19 protein-coding genes are annotated in these 21,476 nt (G+C 44.1%); 16 read left to right on the top strand and 3 right to left on the bottom strand.

From position 1 onward, the window contains the following. Positions 1-58: 58 nt before the first annotated feature. Both HGO97_RS23035 and HGO97_RS23030 read left to right on the top strand, forming a co-directional pair. Positions 59-1,237 carry a M24 family metallopeptidase gene (locus HGO97_RS23035; RefSeq protein WP_216245540.1) on the top strand — a complete coding sequence of 393 codons (1,179 nt, stop codon included), beginning with the start codon at positions 59-61 and terminating at the stop codon, positions 1,235-1,237. Positions 1,238-1,258: 21 nt separating this feature from the next. Continuing rightward, the gene (locus HGO97_RS23030; protein ID WP_216245539.1) at positions 1,259-1,849 is read left to right on the top strand and encodes a sugar O-acetyltransferase; all 591 of its coding nucleotides are present in this window, start codon (positions 1,259-1,261) and stop codon (positions 1,847-1,849) included. Positions 1,850-1,974: 125 nt separating this feature from the next. Here HGO97_RS23030 and HGO97_RS23025 read toward each other — a convergent pair whose 3' ends face one another. Further along, positions 1,975-2,433, bottom strand: a complete 459-nt coding sequence (locus tag HGO97_RS23025) for a SpoVA/SpoVAEb family sporulation membrane protein (protein WP_216245537.1) — start codon at positions 2,431-2,433, stop codon at positions 1,975-1,977. Positions 2,434-2,682: 249 nt separating this feature from the next. Here HGO97_RS23025 and HGO97_RS23020 point away from each other — a divergent pair, with 249 nt between their 5' ends. Then, entirely contained in the window at positions 2,683-3,633 is a 951-nt protein-coding gene (locus HGO97_RS23020; RefSeq protein WP_216245535.1) for a CPBP family intramembrane glutamic endopeptidase, read from the top strand. A gap of 126 nt (positions 3,634-3,759) precedes the next feature. Here the strand turns inward: HGO97_RS23020 and HGO97_RS23015 are convergent, their stop codons facing one another. Then, entirely contained in the window at positions 3,760-4,476 is a 717-nt protein-coding gene (locus HGO97_RS23015; protein ID WP_216245533.1) for a hypothetical protein, read from the bottom strand. Between the two features lie 214 nt (positions 4,477-4,690). After that, positions 4,691-5,869 (bottom strand): iron-containing alcohol dehydrogenase, encoded by a 1,179-nt coding sequence (locus HGO97_RS23010; RefSeq protein ID WP_216245531.1) that lies wholly within the window; start codon positions 5,867-5,869, stop codon positions 4,691-4,693. Positions 5,870-6,234: 365 nt separating this feature from the next. Between HGO97_RS23010 and HGO97_RS23005 the strand changes: the two genes are divergently transcribed. The 13 genes from HGO97_RS23005 to HGO97_RS22945 all read left to right on the top strand — a co-directional run bounded on the left by HGO97_RS23005 (position 6,235) and on the right by HGO97_RS22945 (position 21,463). Further along, the gene (locus HGO97_RS23005; RefSeq protein WP_216245529.1) at positions 6,235-8,178 is read left to right on the top strand and encodes a BglG family transcription antiterminator; all 1,944 of its coding nucleotides are present in this window, start codon (positions 6,235-6,237) and stop codon (positions 8,176-8,178) included. A gap of 27 nt (positions 8,179-8,205) precedes the next feature. After that, positions 8,206-8,667 (top strand): PTS sugar transporter subunit IIA, encoded by a 462-nt coding sequence (locus HGO97_RS23000; protein ID WP_216245527.1) that lies wholly within the window; start codon positions 8,206-8,208, stop codon positions 8,665-8,667. 2 nt (positions 8,668-8,669) lie between these two features. Further along, positions 8,670-8,978, top strand: a complete 309-nt coding sequence (locus tag HGO97_RS22995; RefSeq protein WP_216245526.1) for a PTS fructose transporter subunit IIB — start codon at positions 8,670-8,672, stop codon at positions 8,976-8,978. Further along, a complete protein-coding gene (locus tag HGO97_RS22990; protein WP_216245524.1) occupies positions 8,978-10,063 on the top strand; it encodes a PTS fructose transporter subunit IIC in 1,086 nt (361 codons plus the stop codon). Before HGO97_RS22995 ends, HGO97_RS22990 begins: the two co-directional genes overlap by 1 nt. 78 nt (positions 10,064-10,141) lie before the next feature. Then, positions 10,142-11,026, top strand: coding sequence for a class II fructose-bisphosphate aldolase (locus tag HGO97_RS22985; RefSeq protein ID WP_216245522.1), 885 nt, complete (start codon positions 10,142-10,144; stop codon positions 11,024-11,026). 25 nt (positions 11,027-11,051) lie between these two features. After that, positions 11,052-11,765: a nuclease-related domain-containing protein gene (locus tag HGO97_RS22980; protein ID WP_216245521.1), complete on the top strand. Its 714-nt coding sequence runs from the start codon at positions 11,052-11,054 to the stop codon at positions 11,763-11,765. Positions 11,766-11,768: 3 nt separating this feature from the next. Continuing rightward, entirely contained in the window at positions 11,769-13,376 is a 1,608-nt protein-coding gene (locus tag HGO97_RS22975) for a class I adenylate-forming enzyme family protein (protein WP_216245520.1), read from the top strand. Between the two features lie 4 nt (positions 13,377-13,380). Further along, positions 13,381-14,961: an acyl CoA:acetate/3-ketoacid CoA transferase gene (locus HGO97_RS22970; RefSeq protein ID WP_216245519.1), complete on the top strand. Its 1,581-nt coding sequence runs from the start codon at positions 13,381-13,383 to the stop codon at positions 14,959-14,961. Positions 14,962-15,022: 61 nt separating this feature from the next. Continuing rightward, entirely contained in the window at positions 15,023-15,865 is an 843-nt protein-coding gene (locus HGO97_RS22965; RefSeq protein ID WP_216245518.1) for a 3-hydroxyacyl-CoA dehydrogenase family protein, read from the top strand. A 77-nt stretch (positions 15,866-15,942) separates the two neighbouring features. Then, positions 15,943-17,121 (top strand): thiolase family protein, encoded by a 1,179-nt coding sequence (locus tag HGO97_RS22960; RefSeq protein WP_216245517.1) that lies wholly within the window; start codon positions 15,943-15,945, stop codon positions 17,119-17,121. 250 nt (positions 17,122-17,371) lie between these two features. After that, on the top strand, positions 17,372-18,646 hold the full coding sequence (locus HGO97_RS22955) for an L-cysteine desulfidase family protein (RefSeq protein WP_216245515.1): 1,275 nt from the start codon (positions 17,372-17,374) through the stop codon (positions 18,644-18,646). Between the two features lie 94 nt (positions 18,647-18,740). Continuing rightward, the gene (locus HGO97_RS22950) at positions 18,741-19,610 is read left to right on the top strand and encodes an aldose 1-epimerase family protein (protein ID WP_216245576.1); all 870 of its coding nucleotides are present in this window, start codon (positions 18,741-18,743) and stop codon (positions 19,608-19,610) included. A 212-nt stretch (positions 19,611-19,822) separates the two neighbouring features. Then, positions 19,823-21,463: an ABC transporter substrate-binding protein gene (locus tag HGO97_RS22945; RefSeq protein ID WP_216245514.1), complete on the top strand. Its 1,641-nt coding sequence runs from the start codon at positions 19,823-19,825 to the stop codon at positions 21,461-21,463. Positions 21,464-21,476: the final 13 nt, after the last annotated feature.

The raw sequence follows: 21,476 nt of genomic DNA, 5'->3' as shown, positions 1-21,476 counted from the left end.
ACAAAATAAAATATGGCCGGACACATCATTTGCGGCCCAGCTTAAGGAGGAACATAAAATGAGAGAGCACGGAAACGTATATATTCCAGATGAGGAATATAAAGAGAGAGTAATCAGAGCAGCAAAAATATTACAGAGAGAAGGATTAGATGCACTGATCGTCAATTCTAATGAGGCAGACTACGCAAATGCCAGGTATTTTTCTGGATTTTGGCCGCTGTTCGAGAGAGCAGGAGTGGCGATCGCACCTAATGGAGAGGCTGCCCTGTTGGTGGGGCCGGAAAGCCGTGAGTTCGGAGCTGACCGTTCCAGGCTGGACAAGGTCTTTGTACTAAAAGAGTACAGGGAGGGAGCAGATCCGGCATATCCTGAATTACAGGCAGATACATATCAGGATGTATTTCATGCACTTGGAATCACAGGGAAAAAGCTTCGGATCGGAGTGGCAAGTTACCTGGATACTTCAGTGGTGATCATGGAGGGTATTAAAACAGCATTTCCAGAGTCTGAGATTGTACGTGCGGATCATATTATGGTAGAGCTGCGTTCTATCAAATCAGTCAATGAGATTCAATGTCTGAAAGAGGGATACCGTATCGCAGAGCTCGCTACACAACAGGTCATCCGGGAAATACAGCCGGGCATGACAGAATTACAGATGGTAGGGGTTGCAGAGCGTGTGATTTATGAAAATGGTGCAGAATATGAGGGACTTCCCATGTATGTCTTTTCAGAAGCTTCCACCAGGCATGCGATTTCCAGGTCCTCCTATCGGAAATTTCGAAAGGGAGATATTGTACAGCTTAATCTGTCTGCAAGAATCGACGGATATTCTGCATCCATAGGATATCCTATCGTACTAGGAAAACTGGAGGGAGCAAGAAGAGATGCCGTAATGTTCGGTCTCGAGGCACATAGATGGACACAGAATCAGGTAAGGGCCGGAGTTCAGGCATCCGAAATTGCAAAGAATTTTTATCAATATTATGTAGAACACGGTTATCAGGATCATTTTGTATATGGTCCGCTCCATGGGACCGGCATGATCGAGGTCGAGGCGCCGTGGGTGGAGACAAGTTCAGATTATAGATTGAAACCGAATATGACATACCAGATCGACACCTTTATTTCTACGGCAACATTCGGTGTACGCTGGGAAAAGGGAATCGCAGTGACAGAGACCGGATGTGAGGTGCTTTCACCGGAAATAGGAACATTATATGAGCTTGAATTTTAAGAGAATAAGGGGAGAAGAAAGATGACCGAAGAGGAGAAGGCACTTGCCGGGATGCTTTATTATGCAAAAGAGGAAAGTCTGCAGAAGGAACGAGAGAGGAGCCAGGAGTTAAGCTATGCATATAATCAACTGCGGCCCTGCCAAGTTCAAGAGCGGGAAGAAATGATACGCAGGGAAATGAAAAAGACAGGGAAGAATTTTCGGATAGAGGAACCTTTTCACTGTGATTTCTGGGGGCGCGTTACCTTAGGAGAAAATTTCTTTGCGAACTATCATTTGGTCATTCTGGCGGGAAATGAGGTCACCTTTGGAGATGAGGTCATGATTGGCCCAAGCTGTGGAATCTATGCGGCCGGACACCCATTCGACACGGTACGAAGGGATGAGGGATTAGAGTACGCACTTCCCATCCATATCGGAAATCACGTCTGGATCGGAGGACATGTGTCGATCGTATCCGGTGTGACGATTGGAGACAATACGATCATCGGAGCAGGAAGTGTTGTAGTAAGCGATATCCCATCCGGTGTCCTGGCATGCGGAAATCCCTGCAGAGTAATCAGAAAAATAGGACCGGGAGATGATCAAAAATTCCTTGGAAACGGTTTCTAATATTGGCTCTATAGAACGCTCTATTGATCGTTTACTACAGCATAAAATAAGAATCTGGTGCTGACAACCTCCTGACATCAACACCAGATTCTTATTTTTATAGAAATATTTCAAGTTTTTTCCAATCAGAGTAATTTATAAATCCAATAGACAAATCCCAATACCCAGCTCGTGAAGATTCCATATAGTATCACAGGTCCGGCAATCGTAAAAATCTTACAGCCGATACCAAAGACCTGTCCTTCTTTTTTATACTCGATGGCCGGGGCTGCCACAGAGTTGGCAAAACCAGTGATCGGGACCAGTGCACCGGCACCACCCCATTTTGCAATCTTAGGATAAAGATTGATTCCGGTCAGGATGACACTGAGAAGGACTAAGAGCATGGAGGTCCAGCCGCCGCATTCTTCCTTTGAAAGCTTCTGCAGCTCACAGTAATTGTAAATAAACTGCCCAATCGTGCAGATGATTCCCCCAGTGATAAAGGCTTTAAGCATATTGACATAGACATTGTGGACGGGCGTCTTCTGTTTGACGTACTGCTCATACTGTTTCTCCTGTTTCATCTTTTCTACCTTATCCATAATAACGTCTCCTTTAAGTTCATGATTAAGGATAGTATCTGGCAAAATAGAAAAAATATACCATATCATTACAGATTGGAAGAATTGTTGTTATTACGTAAATCTGGAATTGGAAAAAGAAAAATAATACGTTAATGATAAAATTATGATATGATGATAAAAGAAAGATATTGAATTTAAAAATTAAATTAGCCAATTCGTCATTTAACTAAGAAGAAATACTGCTAAAAGTGGGCAGTGAGGGGAAATATGAATAAAAAAATTAGTGAGCTTAGTATATTTTTTTTAGTGACATATGGTATTAACTATCTTTTAGGAATCCTGTTGTTAAGGAATGCCTTTTTAAATCCTAATCTATTTATGGGAGAGATGGTATTGCTGCCAGCAAGTGGCGTGTTTCTGGCAAAAAGGTATAGTCATGATGATAAGATAGAATCAATACCTTCTGTAATCCCAGGTTTTTGTATGTTTTATGGAATTATAATTATCATCAAAATTATTACGGGAATCAATGAAAGTAGAATTCTGCTGTTAGGAGAGTATGCCACAATTGTCGTCAGTATCATATTATTGGTGCGACAAACAAGAGGTCGAAATGAAAATAAGCCATTTTATAAATTTGAACTTGTACATAAAGATTTTGTGCTCTTTATTGTAATAATGACAGGAAAGGCTTTTTTAGATATGCTGCCATATTTAAAAGAGAATAACACCATGATATTTGGCCTTATTGGTAATGTATTGATGATAGCTTTTATATTCATTGGCAGTGGTATAAGAGTTTTGGGGGAAGAGTACGGCTGGAGGGGGGATTTGCAGCCCATTATGCAGAAGAAATTTGGAAAAAGAGCGGGTGTGATTTTATTAGGGATATTATGGGAATACTGGCATATACCACTTTGGTTTACGGTATATGATTTGAAATTATGGGAAATTCCATTCAGAATATTGCTTGCAATTAGTTTTTCAATCTTTCTTGGATATGTATATATGAGAACCAATAATGTCTGGTTATGTGGATTGGCACATAGCGCATTTGATACAATGTCACATTATGGGACACAGGGCGTGAATGTAGAAGACAAAAATATAGGATATCATATTATAATTGTTCTTTTTTTAATATTAAGTTTGTCATTATTCATTTTGAAAAAAGAATATCAAAATATTAAAAGGACTGATGAAATAATATCATTGTAAGTGCTCAATTATTGGGTCACTATACTTTTATCACCTTATCATTTATAATTCTGTTTTTGACATATGTGGGAATATATAAGTGCCACAACCCTTTGAAAATGCTGGGTTTGTGGCACTTTTTAACTTTTAATGTGGATGATCAATTTTAATATCTCCACCAAAATTTTTGATGTCGATTACCACCTTCATACTACTCATGTTGCTGCGTGCATCAACAATTTCTTTGGCATCATCTTCGGTGATACCATTTAGTATAAGTCCTCCGATTTCATCGACTTTATCAGATTCAGTGAGATCTACGATGATTCTCTGGACAACTTCCGTTTTTAAATCAACATAATATTCTAATTTAATTGTACAAGGCAAAGTTATTCTCATATTACTATCTGCAATTACATTTTCCTTTTCATACTCAGATGAAAATACAGATAATTTACAATCGTCAACTTTTTCATCACGAATATATGTAAATTTAAGATTATCTCGGATATATAACTCACTTCCTTTTTCAGCTTTATATGTTATATATTTGTTTTTTCCATCGTTTGTGCTGAGTTTTATATCTCGATAAGTGCTGCCTTCTTTTTCATATGCATAGACTTCCTCCATATCTCCTTTTTCATATTGTTGATATGGGTCTGAAATCAATTTCCCTTGCATCTCGTATAAGCACTTTTCTCCTTGCCCTGGTTCATAGCTGTAACCTTTCAGAGTATACTCATAATTGCCTTTACGAAATTGTTCAATTATATCAATTATTTTCTCATTTTTGTTTGGGAGACGCTGACATCCTATAAAGGAAAGGGAAATAAAAACGAATACAATCATTACCAATTTTCTCATATGATCACCACTATTTCGCTAAAAGGGGGTACTTAGAAATAAATTCTTTTTTTCATGTTAAGATATATTTCGCGAATTGTCAATGCAATACAAATTGTTTATAGCGGAAATAAAATACTCCTTTTCAATAAGAATCGTCAAATCTTCATTCTTATCAAAAAGGAGTCATTTTTAACAAAGCTATCCCTTCATTTACATTGCTATATGCAGATTTTTATCTGGACATCTCGTAAATCTTGATCACGTCATCTTTGTATAAGGTCTGGAAGAATCCTACATGTCCGCCGCCTGTTGCAACGCATTTTTCTGCCAATTCTTCAATTTGTGCATCTGTCGGTGTGATACCGAGTTCGCGCAGATTTGTCGGCATTCCAATCTTACGGCACCAGTCCTCCCATGCCTCGATTCCCTTGAGTGCGGTAGTTTCAGCATCATAGAAATTCTCGGCTACATCGAATACACGAACAGCAAATTGTGCAAATCTTGCCGGATTGGTCTTATATACATATCTTGCCCAGCTTCCCCATACTGCACATAAGCCTGCCCCGTGTGCAACATCGAACATACCGCCCAACTCATGCTCGATCTTATGGGATGCGAAGTCAGACACACGTCCTGTTCCGGTCAGTCCATTATGGGAAAGGCTTCCTGCCCACATCAGTGTGGCACGTGCTTCATAGTTCTCTGGGTCCTTGACAGCTACCTTTGCGGCTTCGCGGACAGAGACGAGCAGGCCTTCAGCCATACGGTCAATCAGATCAACATCTGGGGTATTCGTGAAATAACGTTCCATAGTATGCATCATGATATCAGATGCACCACTGGCAGTCTGGTAAACTGGCAGTGTATAAGTAAGCTCTGGATTCATGATCGCAAATTTAGGTCTTGCACAGTCATGGTTATAGGAGCGTTTCAGCATGCCGTCTTCAATGGTGATTACCATAGAGTTACTTGTCTCAGAGCCGGTAGCAGCGATGGTGGAAATACATCCGATCGGTGCAATCTTATCTGTGGTGACTTTTCCAAGGAGCAGGTCTTCCAGAGGAAAATCATTCACAAGTCCATAACCGATTCCTTTAGCTGAATCGATTGCACTTCCTCCTCCGATTGGAAGCAGAAAATCAACTCCTTCCTCTTTACAGAGTTTAATTCCTTCTTTAACAAGTCCGAGACGCGGGTTCGGAACGACCCCTCCTAAGTCTACATATTCCAGACCTGCATCCTTGAGCCCCTGGTGGACTCTGTCCAGCGTTCCATTTTCCTGTAGAAATGTTCCACCGAAATGAACCAGTACCTTGTGTCCGCCGAGTGCCTTGATCTCTTTTCCAGCCTCAGCTTCAACGCCTTTTCCAAAGATTACCTTTGTTGGATTGTAAAATTCAAAATTAATCATGTACGAACCTCCTTAGAATCAATCTTACATTATATAAATGTGAGTTTTGTTTTGCTATGGTTTCATTATAAGTATTCTTTGTGAAAATGAATAATCGAAAAATTGCACTAAGTAAGTGAAATAAAATTGTAAAAAGTATAAAATTTTTATAAACTAGACAGTGTGCACAAAAGTGGAAATGCTGATTTGGTGAAAAAATCTATTGACTGGACATAATTAACAATAAATAATCAATTAACTGCGTAAATCACCAAATATTAGACAAAAATTGCACCAAGTTTTGCAATGCAAGTGCAATTATATGATTTGTAAAAACGGCTGGACGGCAGATATAATATGCTCAAACAGCAAGGAAAGGTGGTCAAATGTTTTTACCAAGAGAAAAGAAAATATTAAGTTTGCTCTTAAAAAATGAAACGAAGTTTACCACATCACAGATTGCTGCGGAACTAAAGGTAAGTCCCAGGACAATCAAAACGGATATCAAGAAGATTAATGAGGAGTTAGAAAAACATTCCTGTTATATCCGAACAAAACAAGGTGTGGGGCTCTGGCTTGATTATGATACAGAAGGAGAACAGTTTCTAAAAACGGCCCTTTACGAAGAGCAGGATTCCTATATTTCATCAGAAGTCAGAAAGTATTACATAGCGGCAAAGCTTCTTAATAATGTAGAGTATACCTCCATGGAAGCGATGTCCAACACGTTTTTCGTAAGTAAAGGTACAGTTGTCAATGATCTGAATGAACTGGAAGACTTTTGGAGGAAGTTCGGAATTACCTTCACAAAAAAGGTGAAATATGGAGTGAAGGCAGAAGGCTCTGAACGGCAGATCCGGTTAGCACTGGTCGATGCACTTAAAAAAGCAGCAGGCCGTCCCGGAAATGCAGCATTGGAGAAGATACAGCCTCTATTTGAACATGTGGACCTTGGATCCCTCAGGGAGATTGTCAAGGGGACAGAAAAAAGATTCCATTTTGTATTGACGGATATTTCGTTCGATGAATTTCTTCTGCAGTTAGCAGTGATGCTTCAGCGCATACAGATAAGTTGTCTGATAGAAAATGAGGGAGATATCTCTTCGAATGTAGAAAGAAAAGAGTGGTTCGTCAGTCAGTTCTTAAAAGAACAGATTGCAGAGTATCTGCAGATCGAGATGCCTAAGGAGGAGGTCTCTTATCTGATTACTTGTCTACAGGGGATGCGTTTCCTGATTCCGATGAGGAAGGAGAATGATAAAGTCAAACTGCGCTCCCGGGCACCAGAGATGTTCGACTTTATGATGGATATCTTAAGACAATTGGATGAAAAGTACCACCTGGATCTGGAAGATGACGATGAATTGGCATGTGCCATGTTCGATCATCTGGAATGCATGGTACATAGGATACAGAGTAAGATGTATCTGGCGAACCCCATTCTGGAGTCTGTGAAAAAGGAAATGTTCTATGAATACGAGATTGCTTCTTATTTAATTGCAAAGTTCAACTCGCGATATGGAATCGAGGCAACAGAAGATGAAATCGGCTATATCACCTTCCATATCGGTGCATCCATAGAACGGATGGCCCAGAAGAATAAAAGAAACCTGTCTGCAACTATCGTGTGCATGACTGGAGTAGGAACCTCACAGTTTATTTCTATGAAATTAAAGAGGGTCTTCCCAAATTTGGAAATTAAACGCATTGTTTCCGGTAATATGGCGGAAGGCCTCACAAAGGAGGATCAGGATTTTGTGATTTCCACGATTCCGCTCTATCTGGATGGGATTGATGTGATACAGGTACTGCCTGTTTTGAATGAAGAAGATATACGCAGGGTTCAAAAGTATATCCATAAGAAGGAAAACCGCCAGGATGAAGAACGATGTGTATATTCTTACCTGAAAGGATTTTTGCATGAAGAAATTTCGATTCTTAATTGTGATCTGAAATCGAAGGAAGAGGTAATAGAACTTCTTGGAGGCCGGATGTGCCGGGAGGGATATGTAGATGAAGGATATGTAGCCTCCATCTTCGAGAGAGAAAAGCTTTCCGATACCTCCATAGGCAGTCTGATTGCAATCCCTCATGCATTTGAAGGACATATCAGAAAACAGGGGATTGGTCTTCTGACATTACAAAGACCGATTACCTGGGGAAATGAAAAGGTACAGATCGTGTTCATGCTTGCTTTAAATGCCAATGTGGATAACCATTTCCAAGGAATTTTTGGAGAAATACTGGATCTGACAAGAAACTTAAAAGATACCGAACAAGTATTGAAAGCAAGAAAGTTCCATGAGATAGAGATTTTCAAAAAGAGTTAGGAAGATAAAAGAAAGGGAATTAGTTACATGAATATTGCAGAAATGATTGACGAGAAATTAGTAAGTTTTGATTTTGACGCCAGGACAAAGGATGATGTGTTAAAGGGTCTTGGTAAGATGATGTATGATGCAGGTAAAGTAAATGACCTGAACAGATATATAGAAGGACTTTACGAAAGAGAAGCCGAGTTCTCGACAGGGGTAGGGAATGGCGTTGCAATCCCCCATTGCAAATCCGACTGCGTCAGAGAGGCAGCATTTACACTGGTAAAACTAAAAAATCCGGTTGAATGGGAAACGCTGGATGGACGTCCGGTTGACTATGTGATTATGCTGGCCGCACCAAACACATCAGATAACGTACACTTAAAGATGCTTTCTAAGCTGGCTGCGAATCTGATGGATGATGATTTCCGTGAATCACTGAAAAGTGCAGGGACTGTAAAGGAAATCGAAGATTTATTTTCATCAAAAAAGGAGGAAGAGTAAGTATGTATATTCTGGGAGTCACAAGTTGTCCGGTAGGAATCGCACATACCTATATGGCAGCATCTAATCTGGAAAAATGTGCTAAGAAAAAGGGCCTGGAAATCAAGATCGAAACCCAGGGAGCAACAGGCGTAGAGAATGAAATCACAAAAGAAGACTTGAAAAGAGCCGACGGTGTAATCGTCGCAAGTGATGTAAGAATCAAGAACGGGGAACGTTTTGATGACCTTCCAACACTGACTGTTGGTGTCAGCGAGGCAATCAAGGATGCAGATGGAATAATTGAAGAATTACTGGAGGCGTTGGAATAATGGCAGAGATAAAGAGAAAAACGAAAAAGAAAAGTCAGGGTGCATTTTTAAGAGATTCTATTATGACAGGTATTTCCTATATGATTCCTGTCATCGTAGGTGCAGGTGTGATTCAGGCGATTGCTAAGGCGATGGGCGGATATGATATCGGAAACCATATGGATCAGATCGATACTTTAGCAAAAGCGATCATGCTTCTTGGACAGAACATGATGAACTTCGTAGTTCCGGTCATCGCAGCATTTATTGCCTATGCGATGGCAGATAAGCCGGGTCTTGCACCAGGTTTTGTAATGGGTGCATTGGCAGGTGCAATCAATACTGGTTTCGTTGGTGGTGTTGTCGGCGGTATCATGGTTGGTTACTTTGTACTGGCAATAAAAAAGATTAAAGTTCCGAAGGCAATCCAGGGCATCATGCCTATTTTGATCATTCCGGTTGTTACGACGTTAGTCTGTGGTCTATTGATGTATTATGTTGTTGGTGTGCCGATTCGTCTGTTCATGGAATGGGTAACAGCAGGATTGACCTCCTTAAGCGGTGGTTCTAAATTCTTACTTGGTGCAGTAATCGGTGCTATGATCTGCTTTGACCACGGCGGACCGATCAATAAGACAGCAGCCCTGTTCGTTAATGGACTGAATGCAGATGGTTTCTTAATTCCTACTTCCGCTAAAATGTGTGCAGGTATGACTTCTCCTCTGGGAATCGGTCTGGCTTGCTTCATCGGCGGAAAGAAGAAATTTACAGATGGAGAGAGAGAGCAGGCAAAATCTTTATTCATTCTGTCCTGCTGCTATGTTCAGGAGGGTGTTATCCCATTCCTGATGAAAGATCCGATACGTGTTGCTATTTCCTGTATGACAGGTGGAGCGATCACAGGTGGTCTATGTATGATTTCCGCATTGGAATCTCCGGCTGTACATGGTGGGGCATTTGTTATTGCAATGACCTCTAATCCGCTGATGTTCATCGGATACTGGCTGTTGGGCGGATGCATCACAGGTGTTCTGTATGCAATCTTAAGAAAACCGCTGCCGGAAGGATACGTTGAAAGCGAAGACGATATCGTTTCTATTATTTAGTACATTGTAAAAACAGGAAAGGAAGAAGCTTACCCGGCTTTTTCCTTTCTATCATTCAGGGGATAGGAGATAAAAAATATGTATGTATCTATGAAAGATATGCTGCTGCATGCACATAAGAACCAGTATGCAGTCATGGCAATCAATTGTGTGAATATGGAGCAGGCGAAGGCAATCATCCAGTCAGCAGAGGAGGAGAGATCAGCAGTCATTATCAATATTTCTCCGCGTCAGATGAAAGCTCATGGCCACGGTGATATTCTGGCTCCGATGATCAAAGGAATGGCTAAGAAGGTGTCTGTCCCGGTCGCATTCAACCTGGATCATGGTGCAGATCTGGAGGATATCACAAATGCGATGAAGTTTGGATTTTCCAGTGTCATGATCGATTCCTCCAGTTATGAGTTCGAGGAAAATGTAAGAAGAACACAGTTAGTCGCTTCCCTCGCCCATGGAATGGGACTTTCCTGCGAAGCCGAGCTGGGACACGTGGGAATGGCCAAGGATGCGGATAACGAGAAAGCGGATCTCTATACCGATCCACAGCAGGCGAAAGAGTTCGTAGAGAGAACAAAATGCGACTGTCTGGCAGTGGCAATCGGTACGGCCCATGGGAGCTATCCGAAGGGATTCGTTCCGAAGCTTGATTTTGAAAGGCTGAAACTATTAAAAGAAACATTGGATATGCCTCTCGTACTCCACGGTGGTTCAGGAGCGGGTGAGGAAAATATTAAAAAGGCAGTTGCATGTGGAATTAATAAAATTAATGTCTGCACAGATTTATTTAAACATGCTAGGATCGCAACTGCAAAAACATTGGAAGAAAATCCTGAGATTGATTATATGGACTTGTGTATTGCTGCACAGAATGCCATGAAAGATTTCATTAAAGATTATATGAGAGTGATCGGTTCCAGTGGAAGATATGATTTTGAAAAATATCAGGGACCAGAGCTGGATTAATTATAAAAGAAAGTGAGGTGGGAGTATGCAGGATGCATGGCTTGATCTGCTGCCGGGGCTTCTCCTGGTCGTTGGGATCATTCTGCTTATAAAGGGCGGAAGCGGTTGGTATCTGTTCCGAAGGAGCATTTATAAAGAAATCTATTCGAATTATCTGGAATATGTGATGAGAAAGAAGAGTCTCTCAAAGCTTTCAGAAAGTTATTTTCTGGACTCCCGCCTTGGAAAACACAGGATTTATTATCAATTGGCCGCTCCAAAGGGAGAAAAAACGCCCCAGGCTTATGTGGTGCTGATTCTGACGAGCGGCATGTATCTTTTGGATATTAAGAAACAGACCGGTGACATCGAGGCATCCGCCAGAGGTGATTTTAAATATGAAATGGTCACGAAGCAGAAAGGTGAGAAGCCGAAAGTAGAAATCAAGATTATGAAGAATCCAATGGATGAGGTCCGGTATTTTCAGAAGAAGCTTTTCCAGAAGCTGAGAGGAGAGGAAATCCCGGCATTTCCAGTCGTAGTCTTCCCGAATACCAGTACCATTCGTTGGAAGGAAGCAGAAAAGGAAATTCCGGTCATTCAAAGGAAAGAAGTCTATCAGACAGTGAAAGGACTGCATGATAAACAGGAAAAAGTATTAAAGGAAGAAGATATAGACCGTATCTACCTTGCCTTAGCGGGGGAGGTACTAGAAGCCGAGCGAAGAGTAAGACCCGGCTTTAGAAAAAATGAGGTGTAGATCATGTTAGCAGGAAAAGATGTATGGAACATATGGTTTCAGAAAGATATGGAGGAAAGACAGTTCGGGGACCGTACCGTTTATACATTTCCAGATATGAAGAATAGTTTTTACGAAATGCTGGAAGAAACAGCAGAGAGATATCCAGATAAGACAGGGTTGTGCGATAACTGGAACAACAGCTTTACATATCGGGAGTTCTTACAGATGGTGGATTCGATGGCGGCATATATGAAAGAGGTGCTGCATGTGGAGAGGAAATGCCATGTAGGCCTGCTTTTAAATAATGGGATTGAATTTGCAGTGTCTTTTTATGCAGTATGTAAGCTGGGGGCGGTCGCTGTCCCGTTTCCTACAAAATATAGGGAGCCTGAGATACAGGCATTGGTAGAAAAAGCAGATCTGCATTGTATTCTGGTGAGTGAGGATTATGGGAAATGGACACCTGTCTATGAAGAGATGGGAATTGTGGTGGTACTGACCAGGGGGGAGGAGAATGGCTACGGCTTTGGTTATTTGAACCTGCCTGAGGAGAAGCATACAAAGGGCTTAGGAAGACCAGAGGATGAAGTGATTCTGATGTTTACCTCCGGGACTACCTCGGCCAGTAAGGGCGTCATCCTGAAAAACTACAATGTGAATCATGCAGTGATGGTATATGAGCGCCTCCTGGAATTGGGGGAGGAGGATAAGACGATTATTCCGGTGCCGATCTACCATATCACAGGGCTGGTTGCACTTTTGGGGCTGTTTGTCTATATCGGTGGGACCATATATCTGTATAAACGGTATGATGCGAAGCGGATTTTGGAAGGGGTCGTGGAGCATGGAATTACATTCATGCATGGTTCACCAACTGTATTTGCCCTGCTGCTTGATTATCAGGAGGAATTTCCAAAGCTTAGCAGTATTCGGACCTTGGCATGTGGCAGCAGTTATATGCCGGTGGAGACGATGAAGAGGCTGCATGGCTGGATGCCGGAGATGAAGTTTCAGAATGTCTATGGAATGACAGAGACTGCCTCTCCGGGAACTGTATTTCCTTACGATGCGGCTACCAGCATCTATCCCGGCTCTTCTGGAAAGCCAGTCCCGGGTCTTCTGGTGAAGATTCTGGATGAGGAAGGCAGGGAGGTACCGGATGGGACAGTCGGTACGATTTATTTTAAGGGAACCAATATCTGTGAGTATTATTATAAGATGAAGTCCCCCTTAATAACAGAGGATGGATGGCTCAATACAGGGGATATGGGATACATCAATGAAGATTCGTATGTTTTTATCGTGGATCGGAAAAAGGACATGATCAACAGAGGCGGGGAAAAGATCTGGTGTACTGACGTGGAGGATGAAATCATTTCCCTGAAAGGCGTGAAGGATGCGGCGGTCGTGGGAATCCCGGATGAGGTATATGGAGAAGTAGCGGCAGCGGCGGTAGTGCTGGAAAAGGGATGCCGGCTTACGCAGGAAGAGCTGATAACCAAGTTAAAAAGCAGGATTGCCAGGTTTAAAATCCCGGAGAAGGTGATTTTTATGGATGCTATTCCCAAGACGCCGGGCCTTAAGACCGATAAGAAAACGATTAGGACACTGTTTGAGAAAGGAATTTGATGATATGCTGAAAGCAAATTTTATCAGCGCAAAAGAGGCTGCGGCGAAGGTAAAGGATGGAAATACAATCTGTACCATTGCCATGACTCTTGTAAGTGCGAGCGAGTCGATTTTAAAGGAGCTGGAAGCCTCCTTTTTAAATACAGGACATCCGTCAGGACTGACACTTCTGCATTCCTGCGGACAAAGCGACAGAAAAGATGGCATCCAGCATCTGGCTCACGAAGGGATGGTCACAAGGATCATAGGTTCTCATTGGGGACTGCAGCCAAGATGGATGGAAATGATTGCGAACAGCCAGGTGGAAGCGTACTGTCTGCCACAGGGACAGATTGCACAACTGTACAGGAGCATGGCGTGTGGGCTGCCGGGAAAGATGTCTAAGGTAGGGCTGGGGACATTTATTGATCCGCGTATTGAAGGCGGCAAGATGAATGAACGCACCAAGCCTCTGCCGGATATTGTAGATATCCTTACTTATAATGATGAAGAATATATGTTCTATAAAGCGGTTCCGATTGATGTCTGCGTGATTCGTGGTACGGTATGTGACGAGATGGGAAATCTCACGACCACTGAGGAGGCCATGAAGCTGGAGGTGCTTCCGGCGGTCCTGGCGGCAAAGCGCTATGGTGGAAGAGTTATTGCGCAGGTGAAGCAGGTGGTGCAGACAGGGACCATCAATCCGAAGGATGTTACAGTGCCAGGTGTATTTATTGATGATATCGTCGTGTGTGAGAATCCGATGGAGGACCACAGGCAGACCTCTTCCTGGTATTTTGATCCGTCCTACTGTGGACAGGCCAGGGTGCCTCAGGGAAATATTTTGCCAGCACCTTTTAATGAAAGAAAATTTATTGCAAGGCGTGGAACACAGGAGCTGTACCATGGTGCAGTCGTGAATCTGGGAACTGGTATTCCGAATGATATGGTAGGAAAAGTATGCAATGAAGAAGGTGTCTCTGATGACATTATGATTACGGTCGAGTCCGGCATCTATGGAGGGGTACAGGCTGGCGGAATCGATTTTGGAATCGGGCAGAACCTGTATGCCATGATTGGACATCATGAACAGATGGATTATTACAATGGTGCCGGTGTGGATATTACCTATATGGGACTCGGGGAACTGGACGAGGATGGAAATGTCAATTCTACGAAAATGGGACCTCGCTGTACCGGGGCCGGTGGATTTATCGATATTACGCAGAATGCAAAGAAGGTCGTCTTTTTGGGAACCTTCACGGCAGGCGGTGCAGAATATGAATTTTCTGATGGGAAGCTCACGATTCGGAAAGAAGGAAGAATCCGCAAGATGGTAAAGAAAGTGGCGCAGTTGTCCTTTAACGGTCCGATGGCGAGAAAGAAGGGGCAGGAAGTGCTGATCGTTACGGAAAGAGCGGTTTTTTGTCTTGTGAAGGAGGGTGTGGAACTGATTGAAATCGCACCTGGAATTGACCTCCAAACACAGATATTGGATAGGATGGATTTCGAGCCATTGATAAGTCCAGATCTCAAAGAGATGGATAAAAGACTGTTTGTGCAGGACGGGACTTTTGGTCTGGAACTAAAAGAAAGAGATTAGGAAGAATTAGCATAAGTTGGGAATAAATGAGATTACATATTTTAGAAAAGAGGAATTTATTATGAATGTAGCAGTAATTGGAGCAGGATTGATGGGAAGCGGGATTGCACAGACCTGTGCACAGGCCGGATATAATGTGAAGAATATCGATGTATTTGAGCCGGCAATTGAAAAAGCGAAGGCAAACATGGAGAAGCTGTTCGCGAAGAAGATCGCAAAGGGAAGCATGACAGAAGCACAGAGGGACGAGATCTTCGCAAGAATGTCCTACAGCAGTAACATGGAGGATGTCAAAGGGGCAGAGATCATCATTGAAGCCGTGCCAGAAAAGATCGAGCTGAAGAAATCCGTATTCGGACAGGTCGATCAGGCAGCAGACCCGGAGGCGGTCATCGTATCCAACACCTCTGGACTGAGCATTTCCGAGATGGCAGCAGTGACTAACAGGCCGCATAAAGTGATGGGAGTCCACTTCTTCTATCCGGCCCCGGTCATGAAGCTGGTGGAGCTGGTGCGCGGCATCGCCACGGACGATGAGACTTACAATAAGGTGAGAGAGTTCGCGCTCAGCATTCAGAAGACCGTCGTAGATGCACCGGAATACCCGGGCTTCATTGTGAACCGGATTCTGGTACCGATGCAGAACGAAGCTGCTTTTCTGGTCATGGAGGGCTGCCGGCCTGAGGATGTGGACAACGCCATGAAGTTAGGTGCGAACCACCCAATGGGGCCGTTAGAGCTGACCGACTTCGTCGGGATTGACGTCATGCTCGCGACCATGACCGGATTATATAACGGATTCCATGACAGTAAGTACAGGCCGTGCCCACTGCTGGAGACAATGGTGAAGGCCGGGCATCTGGGACGTAAAACAGGCCAGGGATTCTACAAATACGATAAATAAGACAGGATATTTTGAACATGGAGAGCAAAGGGGCCTGGCCCCTTGTATATCCGCAAACAAAGAGAGGAGAATGAATCATGAGAGATGTAGTAGTAGTCAGCGGTGTGAGACTTCCGGTAGGAAGCTTTGGAGGAAGTCTGAAAGATATTTCAGCAATCGATATGGGAGCAATGGTCGTGAAGGAGGCAGTGGACCGTGCCGGGATCCAGCCGTCCGATGTGGATGAGGTCATTATCGGCCAGGTGGGCGAGGTCGCAGAGAACGGCTTCGTGGCAAGGGCCATCAGCTTAAAGGCCGGAATGCCGAAGGAGACCACGGCATATTCTGTGAACCGTCAGTGCGGCTCCAGCCTGCAGTCCATCGCAGAGGCTGTGATGGAGATCCAGACCGGACAGGCAGACGTAGTTGTTGCAGGTGGTGCGGAGAGCATCTCACAGCTTCCTTACTATATTAAGGATGCACGCTGGGGAGCAAGAATGGGACACAAGACCTTCGAGGATGGGGTCATCGATATCCTGACCTGGCCTCTGGATGGAAATCACAACGGTGTGACCGCAGAAAATGTTGCGACGAAATATAATGTATCCAGAGAAGAGCAGGACGAGTTCGCACTGCGCAGCCACCAGAAGGCATGTGCAGCGATCAGGGAAGGAAAGTTCAAGGATGAGATCCTTCCGGTAGAGCTAAAGGACAGAAAAGGGAATGTGACTGTGTTTGATACAGATGAAGGCCCGAGAGACGGACAGACCATTGAGAAGCTCGCAAAGCTGCGTCCATGCTTCGTAAAGGACGGAACAGTCACAGCAGGCAACTCCTCCAGTCTGAATGACGGTGCAGCGGCGGTTGTCGTGATGGCAAGAGAAAAGGCAGAAGAGCTCGGAGTGATTCCGAAGATGAAGATCGAGGGCTATGCAGTGGCAGGATTTGATGCAGAGCTGATGGGATATTCTCCGAAATTCTCCAGTGAGAAGCTGGCAGCCAAGTTAGGACTGGACTTAAAAGAGATCGATATGTTCGAGATCAATGAGGCCTTTGCGAGCCAGGCATATGCAGTCAGCAGGGATCTGGGCTTAGACCCGGAGAAGGTCAACATCTACGGCGGCGGAATCTCCATTGGACATCCAATCGGTGCGACTGGTGCGATTCTGACTGTAAAGGTAATGTACGAACTGATGCGTACTGACAAGAAGGATGCTATGATCAGCATGTGCATTGGTGGAGGACAGGGAATCTCCATGTACTTTACAAAGTGCTAAAAAGACAATGATCCTTTATATAGAAACAGGTCAAAGTATTTCCTATCATTTGGCCTGAATGAATTACACTCCTAAAGTGCGGCAGGGGCCGTTATGGTGTTTCACCATAACGGCCCCTGTCCCATGCTGTGGAAGAAAAAAACCACCAGCGAGTTGGTTTTAAGGTTCTTGCACTTTCTCTCATAATAGTGTACATTTGTAATATGTAAATCGGATAATCATACCGGTATGTTTTGGAAGGAGAAATCAAATGAAGAAATCAGATGTAAAGTATCAGGCTTATGTACAGATACTGAAAGAAGAACTGGTTCCTGCAATGGGGTGCACGGAGCCGATCGCACTTGCGTATGCGGCTGCAAAAGCCCGGGAGGTATTGGGGTGCCTGCCCGAGCGTGTGCATATTGGGGCGAGTGGAAGTATCATTAAGAATGTAAAGAGTGTAATCGTGCCTAATACGGATCACTTAAAAGGAATTCCGGCGGCAGCGGCAGCAGGTATCATTGCAGGACGTCCGGAGAAGGAACTGGAGGTTATCTCAGAAGTTTCTAAGGAAGAGATTCGGGAGATGCAGGAGTTCCTCGATGAAAAGGAAATCAAGGTGGAGCACATTGATAATGGAATCACTTTTGATATTATCGTTACCGTTTCCGCAGGAGAATCTTATGCACAGGTCAGAATTGCCAATTATCACACGAATATCGTACATATTGATAAAGATGGTGAGGTTCTTCTGGATATCCCGGTACTCGGTGAGACGGAAGAGGGCCTTACAGACCGCAGCCTTCTGACAGTGGAAGGAATCTGGGATTTTGTACAGACAGTTGATATCGAGGATATCCGGGACGTGCTGCAGAGACAGATTGATTATAATACTGCGATTGCCCAGGAAGGCTTGCGTGGTGATTACGGTGCGAACATCGGAAGCGTGATTCTGGATTCCTATGGGGATGATGTCAGAAATCGCGCCAAGGCTATGGCAGCGGCAGGTTCCGATGCAAGAATGAACGGATGCGAGCTTCCGGTCATCATCAATTCCGGCAGCGGCAACCAGGGGATGACCTGTTCTCTCCCGGTTCTGGAATATGCACAAGAACTGAATGTGGATAAGGAAACAATGTTCCGTGCCCTGGCATTATCTAACTTGGTAGCCATCCATCAGAAGACCGGAATCGGCCGTCTGTCTGCCTATTGCGGCGCAGTCAGTGCGGGAGCGGCGGCAGGTGCAGGAATCGCATATCTGTGCGGCGGTGGTTATGAGGAGATTGCACATACCGTTGTGAATGCTCTGGCAATCGTGTCCGGCATGGTCTGTGACGGCGCAAAAGCGTCCTGTGCAGCCAAGATCGCGGCATCTGTTGACGCAGGAATCTTAGGCTATCATATGTACAAGCATGGACAGCAGTTCTACGGCGGTGATGGAATCATTACCAAAGGTGTGGAGAAGACCATTCAGAATGTTGGCCGTCTTGGAAAAGAAGGTATGCGTGAGACGAACGAAGAAATCATCAAGATCATGGTAGAATAGCGAAGGAAAATGTGTAGTTGGAGGAAGCCTGTAAATGGGGAATACAGAAGGGCTTTTGTCAGGAAATACATGTTTTAGAATGGAGGAATTGGATATGAAGCTTGAAAATGAATATCTTTGTGTGGAAATATCAGAGGAAGGTGCTGAGCTCACAAGAATTTATGACAAACAAAAAAGGAACGATATATTATGGGAGGGAAATCCGAAGTATTGGAAGCGTCACTCTCCAGTGCTGTTCCCGAATGTAGGAAAGACATACCATAATACAGTCCGCATCCAGGGAATCCAATATCCGACTTCTCAGCATGGGTTCGCCAGAGACAACACCTTTACCTGTATCACAAGTAAAAAGGATACGGCGCAGTTCCTCCTGCTTTCTAATGAAGAGACGAAAGAGGTCTATCCATTTGATTTTGAGCTTTATATTACCTATACATTAAAAGGAAAGACCATTGATGTGCAGTGGAAGGTCAGGAATCCAATGGATGAGACCATCTATTTTACCATCGGTGGACATCCTGCATTTCGTTTTGCAGAAGAAGAGGGAAAGAAGGCAAATTATTGTTTGCGTTTCCCGGAAAAGGAGTGCCTGAGCTATATCCTGATCAATCCGGAATCTGGTACAGGCAATGTGGATGAAGTCTTTGAGATGGCGCTTGAGGATGGAGTCTATCCGCTGTCAGAGGAGATGTTTAAGAAGGATGCCCTGATATTTGATAATGGCCAGATTGAAGAGGTTTGGATCTGCACAAAAGATGGAAAACCATATGTGGGAATGCGGTGCGAGGATTTCCCGAACTTTGGCATCTGGTCTGTGAAGGATGCACCTTTTGTGTGTCTGGAGCCTTGGGCGGGGAGGTGTGACAACCACGGCTTTGAGGGAGAGATTTCCGAGAAGCCAGGAATCAATGAGGTAGAAGGCCGCGGCACCTTTATCAAGGGATATCAGATTATAGTAGCTTAAGTTTCGTGCGGACAGGTCCGGTTACATTGTGTAACCAGCGAGACGGAACATGAACGGCTATGTCAAGACCAATCTAAAAGCATGTTATCTATGATTTATAAAGTGATGTTTTTCTATAGCACGACCCCCGGTGAGTTCTATCCCCCACCGGGGGTTGTGCCGTAAAAATCCCAATGTTATACTGAAAAAAATCAGGAAAATGGGGGAACGTGATGAAGAAAAAACTGATCAGTATTCTATGTGCAGCAGGGCTTGCAGCCAGCCTTCTGGCAGGGTGTGCCGGGCAGGCAGATCATAAGGGTGCCAAGAAGGAATCGGATCTGGAAAAAGTACAGCAGAAGGATGATGCAGGAGAGGCTTCTGTGATTGTGACCATGCCGACGACATCAGAGCCGGAGGCAGGATTTGATCCCGCATATGGGTGGGGAGCGGGAGAGCATGTACATGAGCCGCTGATTCAGAGCACTCTGACGACGACAACAAAGGATTTAAAGATCGAGAATGACCTGGCGGTCGATTATCATGTGAGTGAGGACGGGCTTACATGGACAGCTACAATCCGTGATGATGTAAAGTTCACGGATGGAGAACCGCTGACAGCCAGGGATGTCGCATTTACATATAACAATTGTAAGGAAAAAAGCACGGTCAATGACTTCACGATGCTGAAAGAAGCTGTTGCCGTTGATGATAAGACTGTAGAATTTAGAATGACGAAGCCATTTTCAATCTGGCCTTATACAATGGCGATCGTAGGAATCGTTCCAGAGCATGCCTACGATGAGAGTTACGGGCAGAATCCCATTGGATCTGGACGTTATATTATGAAACAGTGGGATAAGGGGCAGCAGGTGATATTCGAGGCAAATCCAGATTATTACGGGGAGCCGCCGAAGATGAAAAAGGTGACTGTGCTCTTTATGGAAGAGGATGCTGCTCTGGCTGCAGCTATGGCAGACCAGGTGGATGTTGCCCACACGGCCGCATCTTACAGTGATCAGACGATAGAGGGCTATAGTTTGATGAAGGTGCAGACGGTGGATAATCGTGGATTTAATCTTCCAGCTTTGGAACCAAGGGAAAAGGATGGGATTACCTATGGAAATGCATTTACGTCCGATGTCAATGTAAGGAGAGCAATCAACATCGGGATCGATCGGGATGAGATGATTGAAAATGTACTGAATGGTTATGGGACCAAGGCGTATAGTGTGTGTGACAAGATGCCATGGTATAACAGTGAATGTGAAGTGGAATATGATCAGGAAAAGGCAAGACAGCTTCTGGATGATGCGCTCTGGAAAGAAGGAGAAGACGGGATTCGTGAAAAAGATGGTGTGAAGGCCGCATTTACGCTGATGTTCAGTAACGGAGATTCCGTGCGCCAGGCATTGGCAGAAGATGTATCGAACCAGTTAAAGGAAATTGGAATCGAAGTGACCACAGAGGGTGTGGGCTGGGACGTGGCTTACGACAGGGCGCAGTCAGAGCCTCTTATGTGGGGCTGGGGAGCACATACGCCGATGGAACTGTATAATATTTATCATACACTTGCCCAAAAGGGAATCGGTCAGGCACAGTATTCACCGTATGCCAATGAGACAGTTGACCGATATATGGATGAGGCGCTAAAGACCAGTACCCTGGAAGAGTCCTATGAGCTGTGGCAGAAGGCGCAGTGGGACGGTACGACAGGAATCACACAGGAGGGCGACATCCCGTGGATCTGGCTGTGCAATATTGACCATTTATATTTTGTGAAGGATGGTCTTCGAGTGGCAGATCAAAAGATTCATCCTCACGGACATGGCTGGTCTATTGTCAATAATGTGGACCAGTGGTCTTGGGAATAAGCAGCTTAAAAGA

This window comes from Faecalicatena faecalis, assembly GCF_012524165.2.
Lineage (GTDB): Bacteria > Bacillota > Clostridia > Lachnospirales > Lachnospiraceae > Faecalicatena_A > Faecalicatena_A faecalis.
Note: the sequence above shows the minus strand (reverse complement) of the source record. Positions and strands in the feature narration are given on the sequence as shown.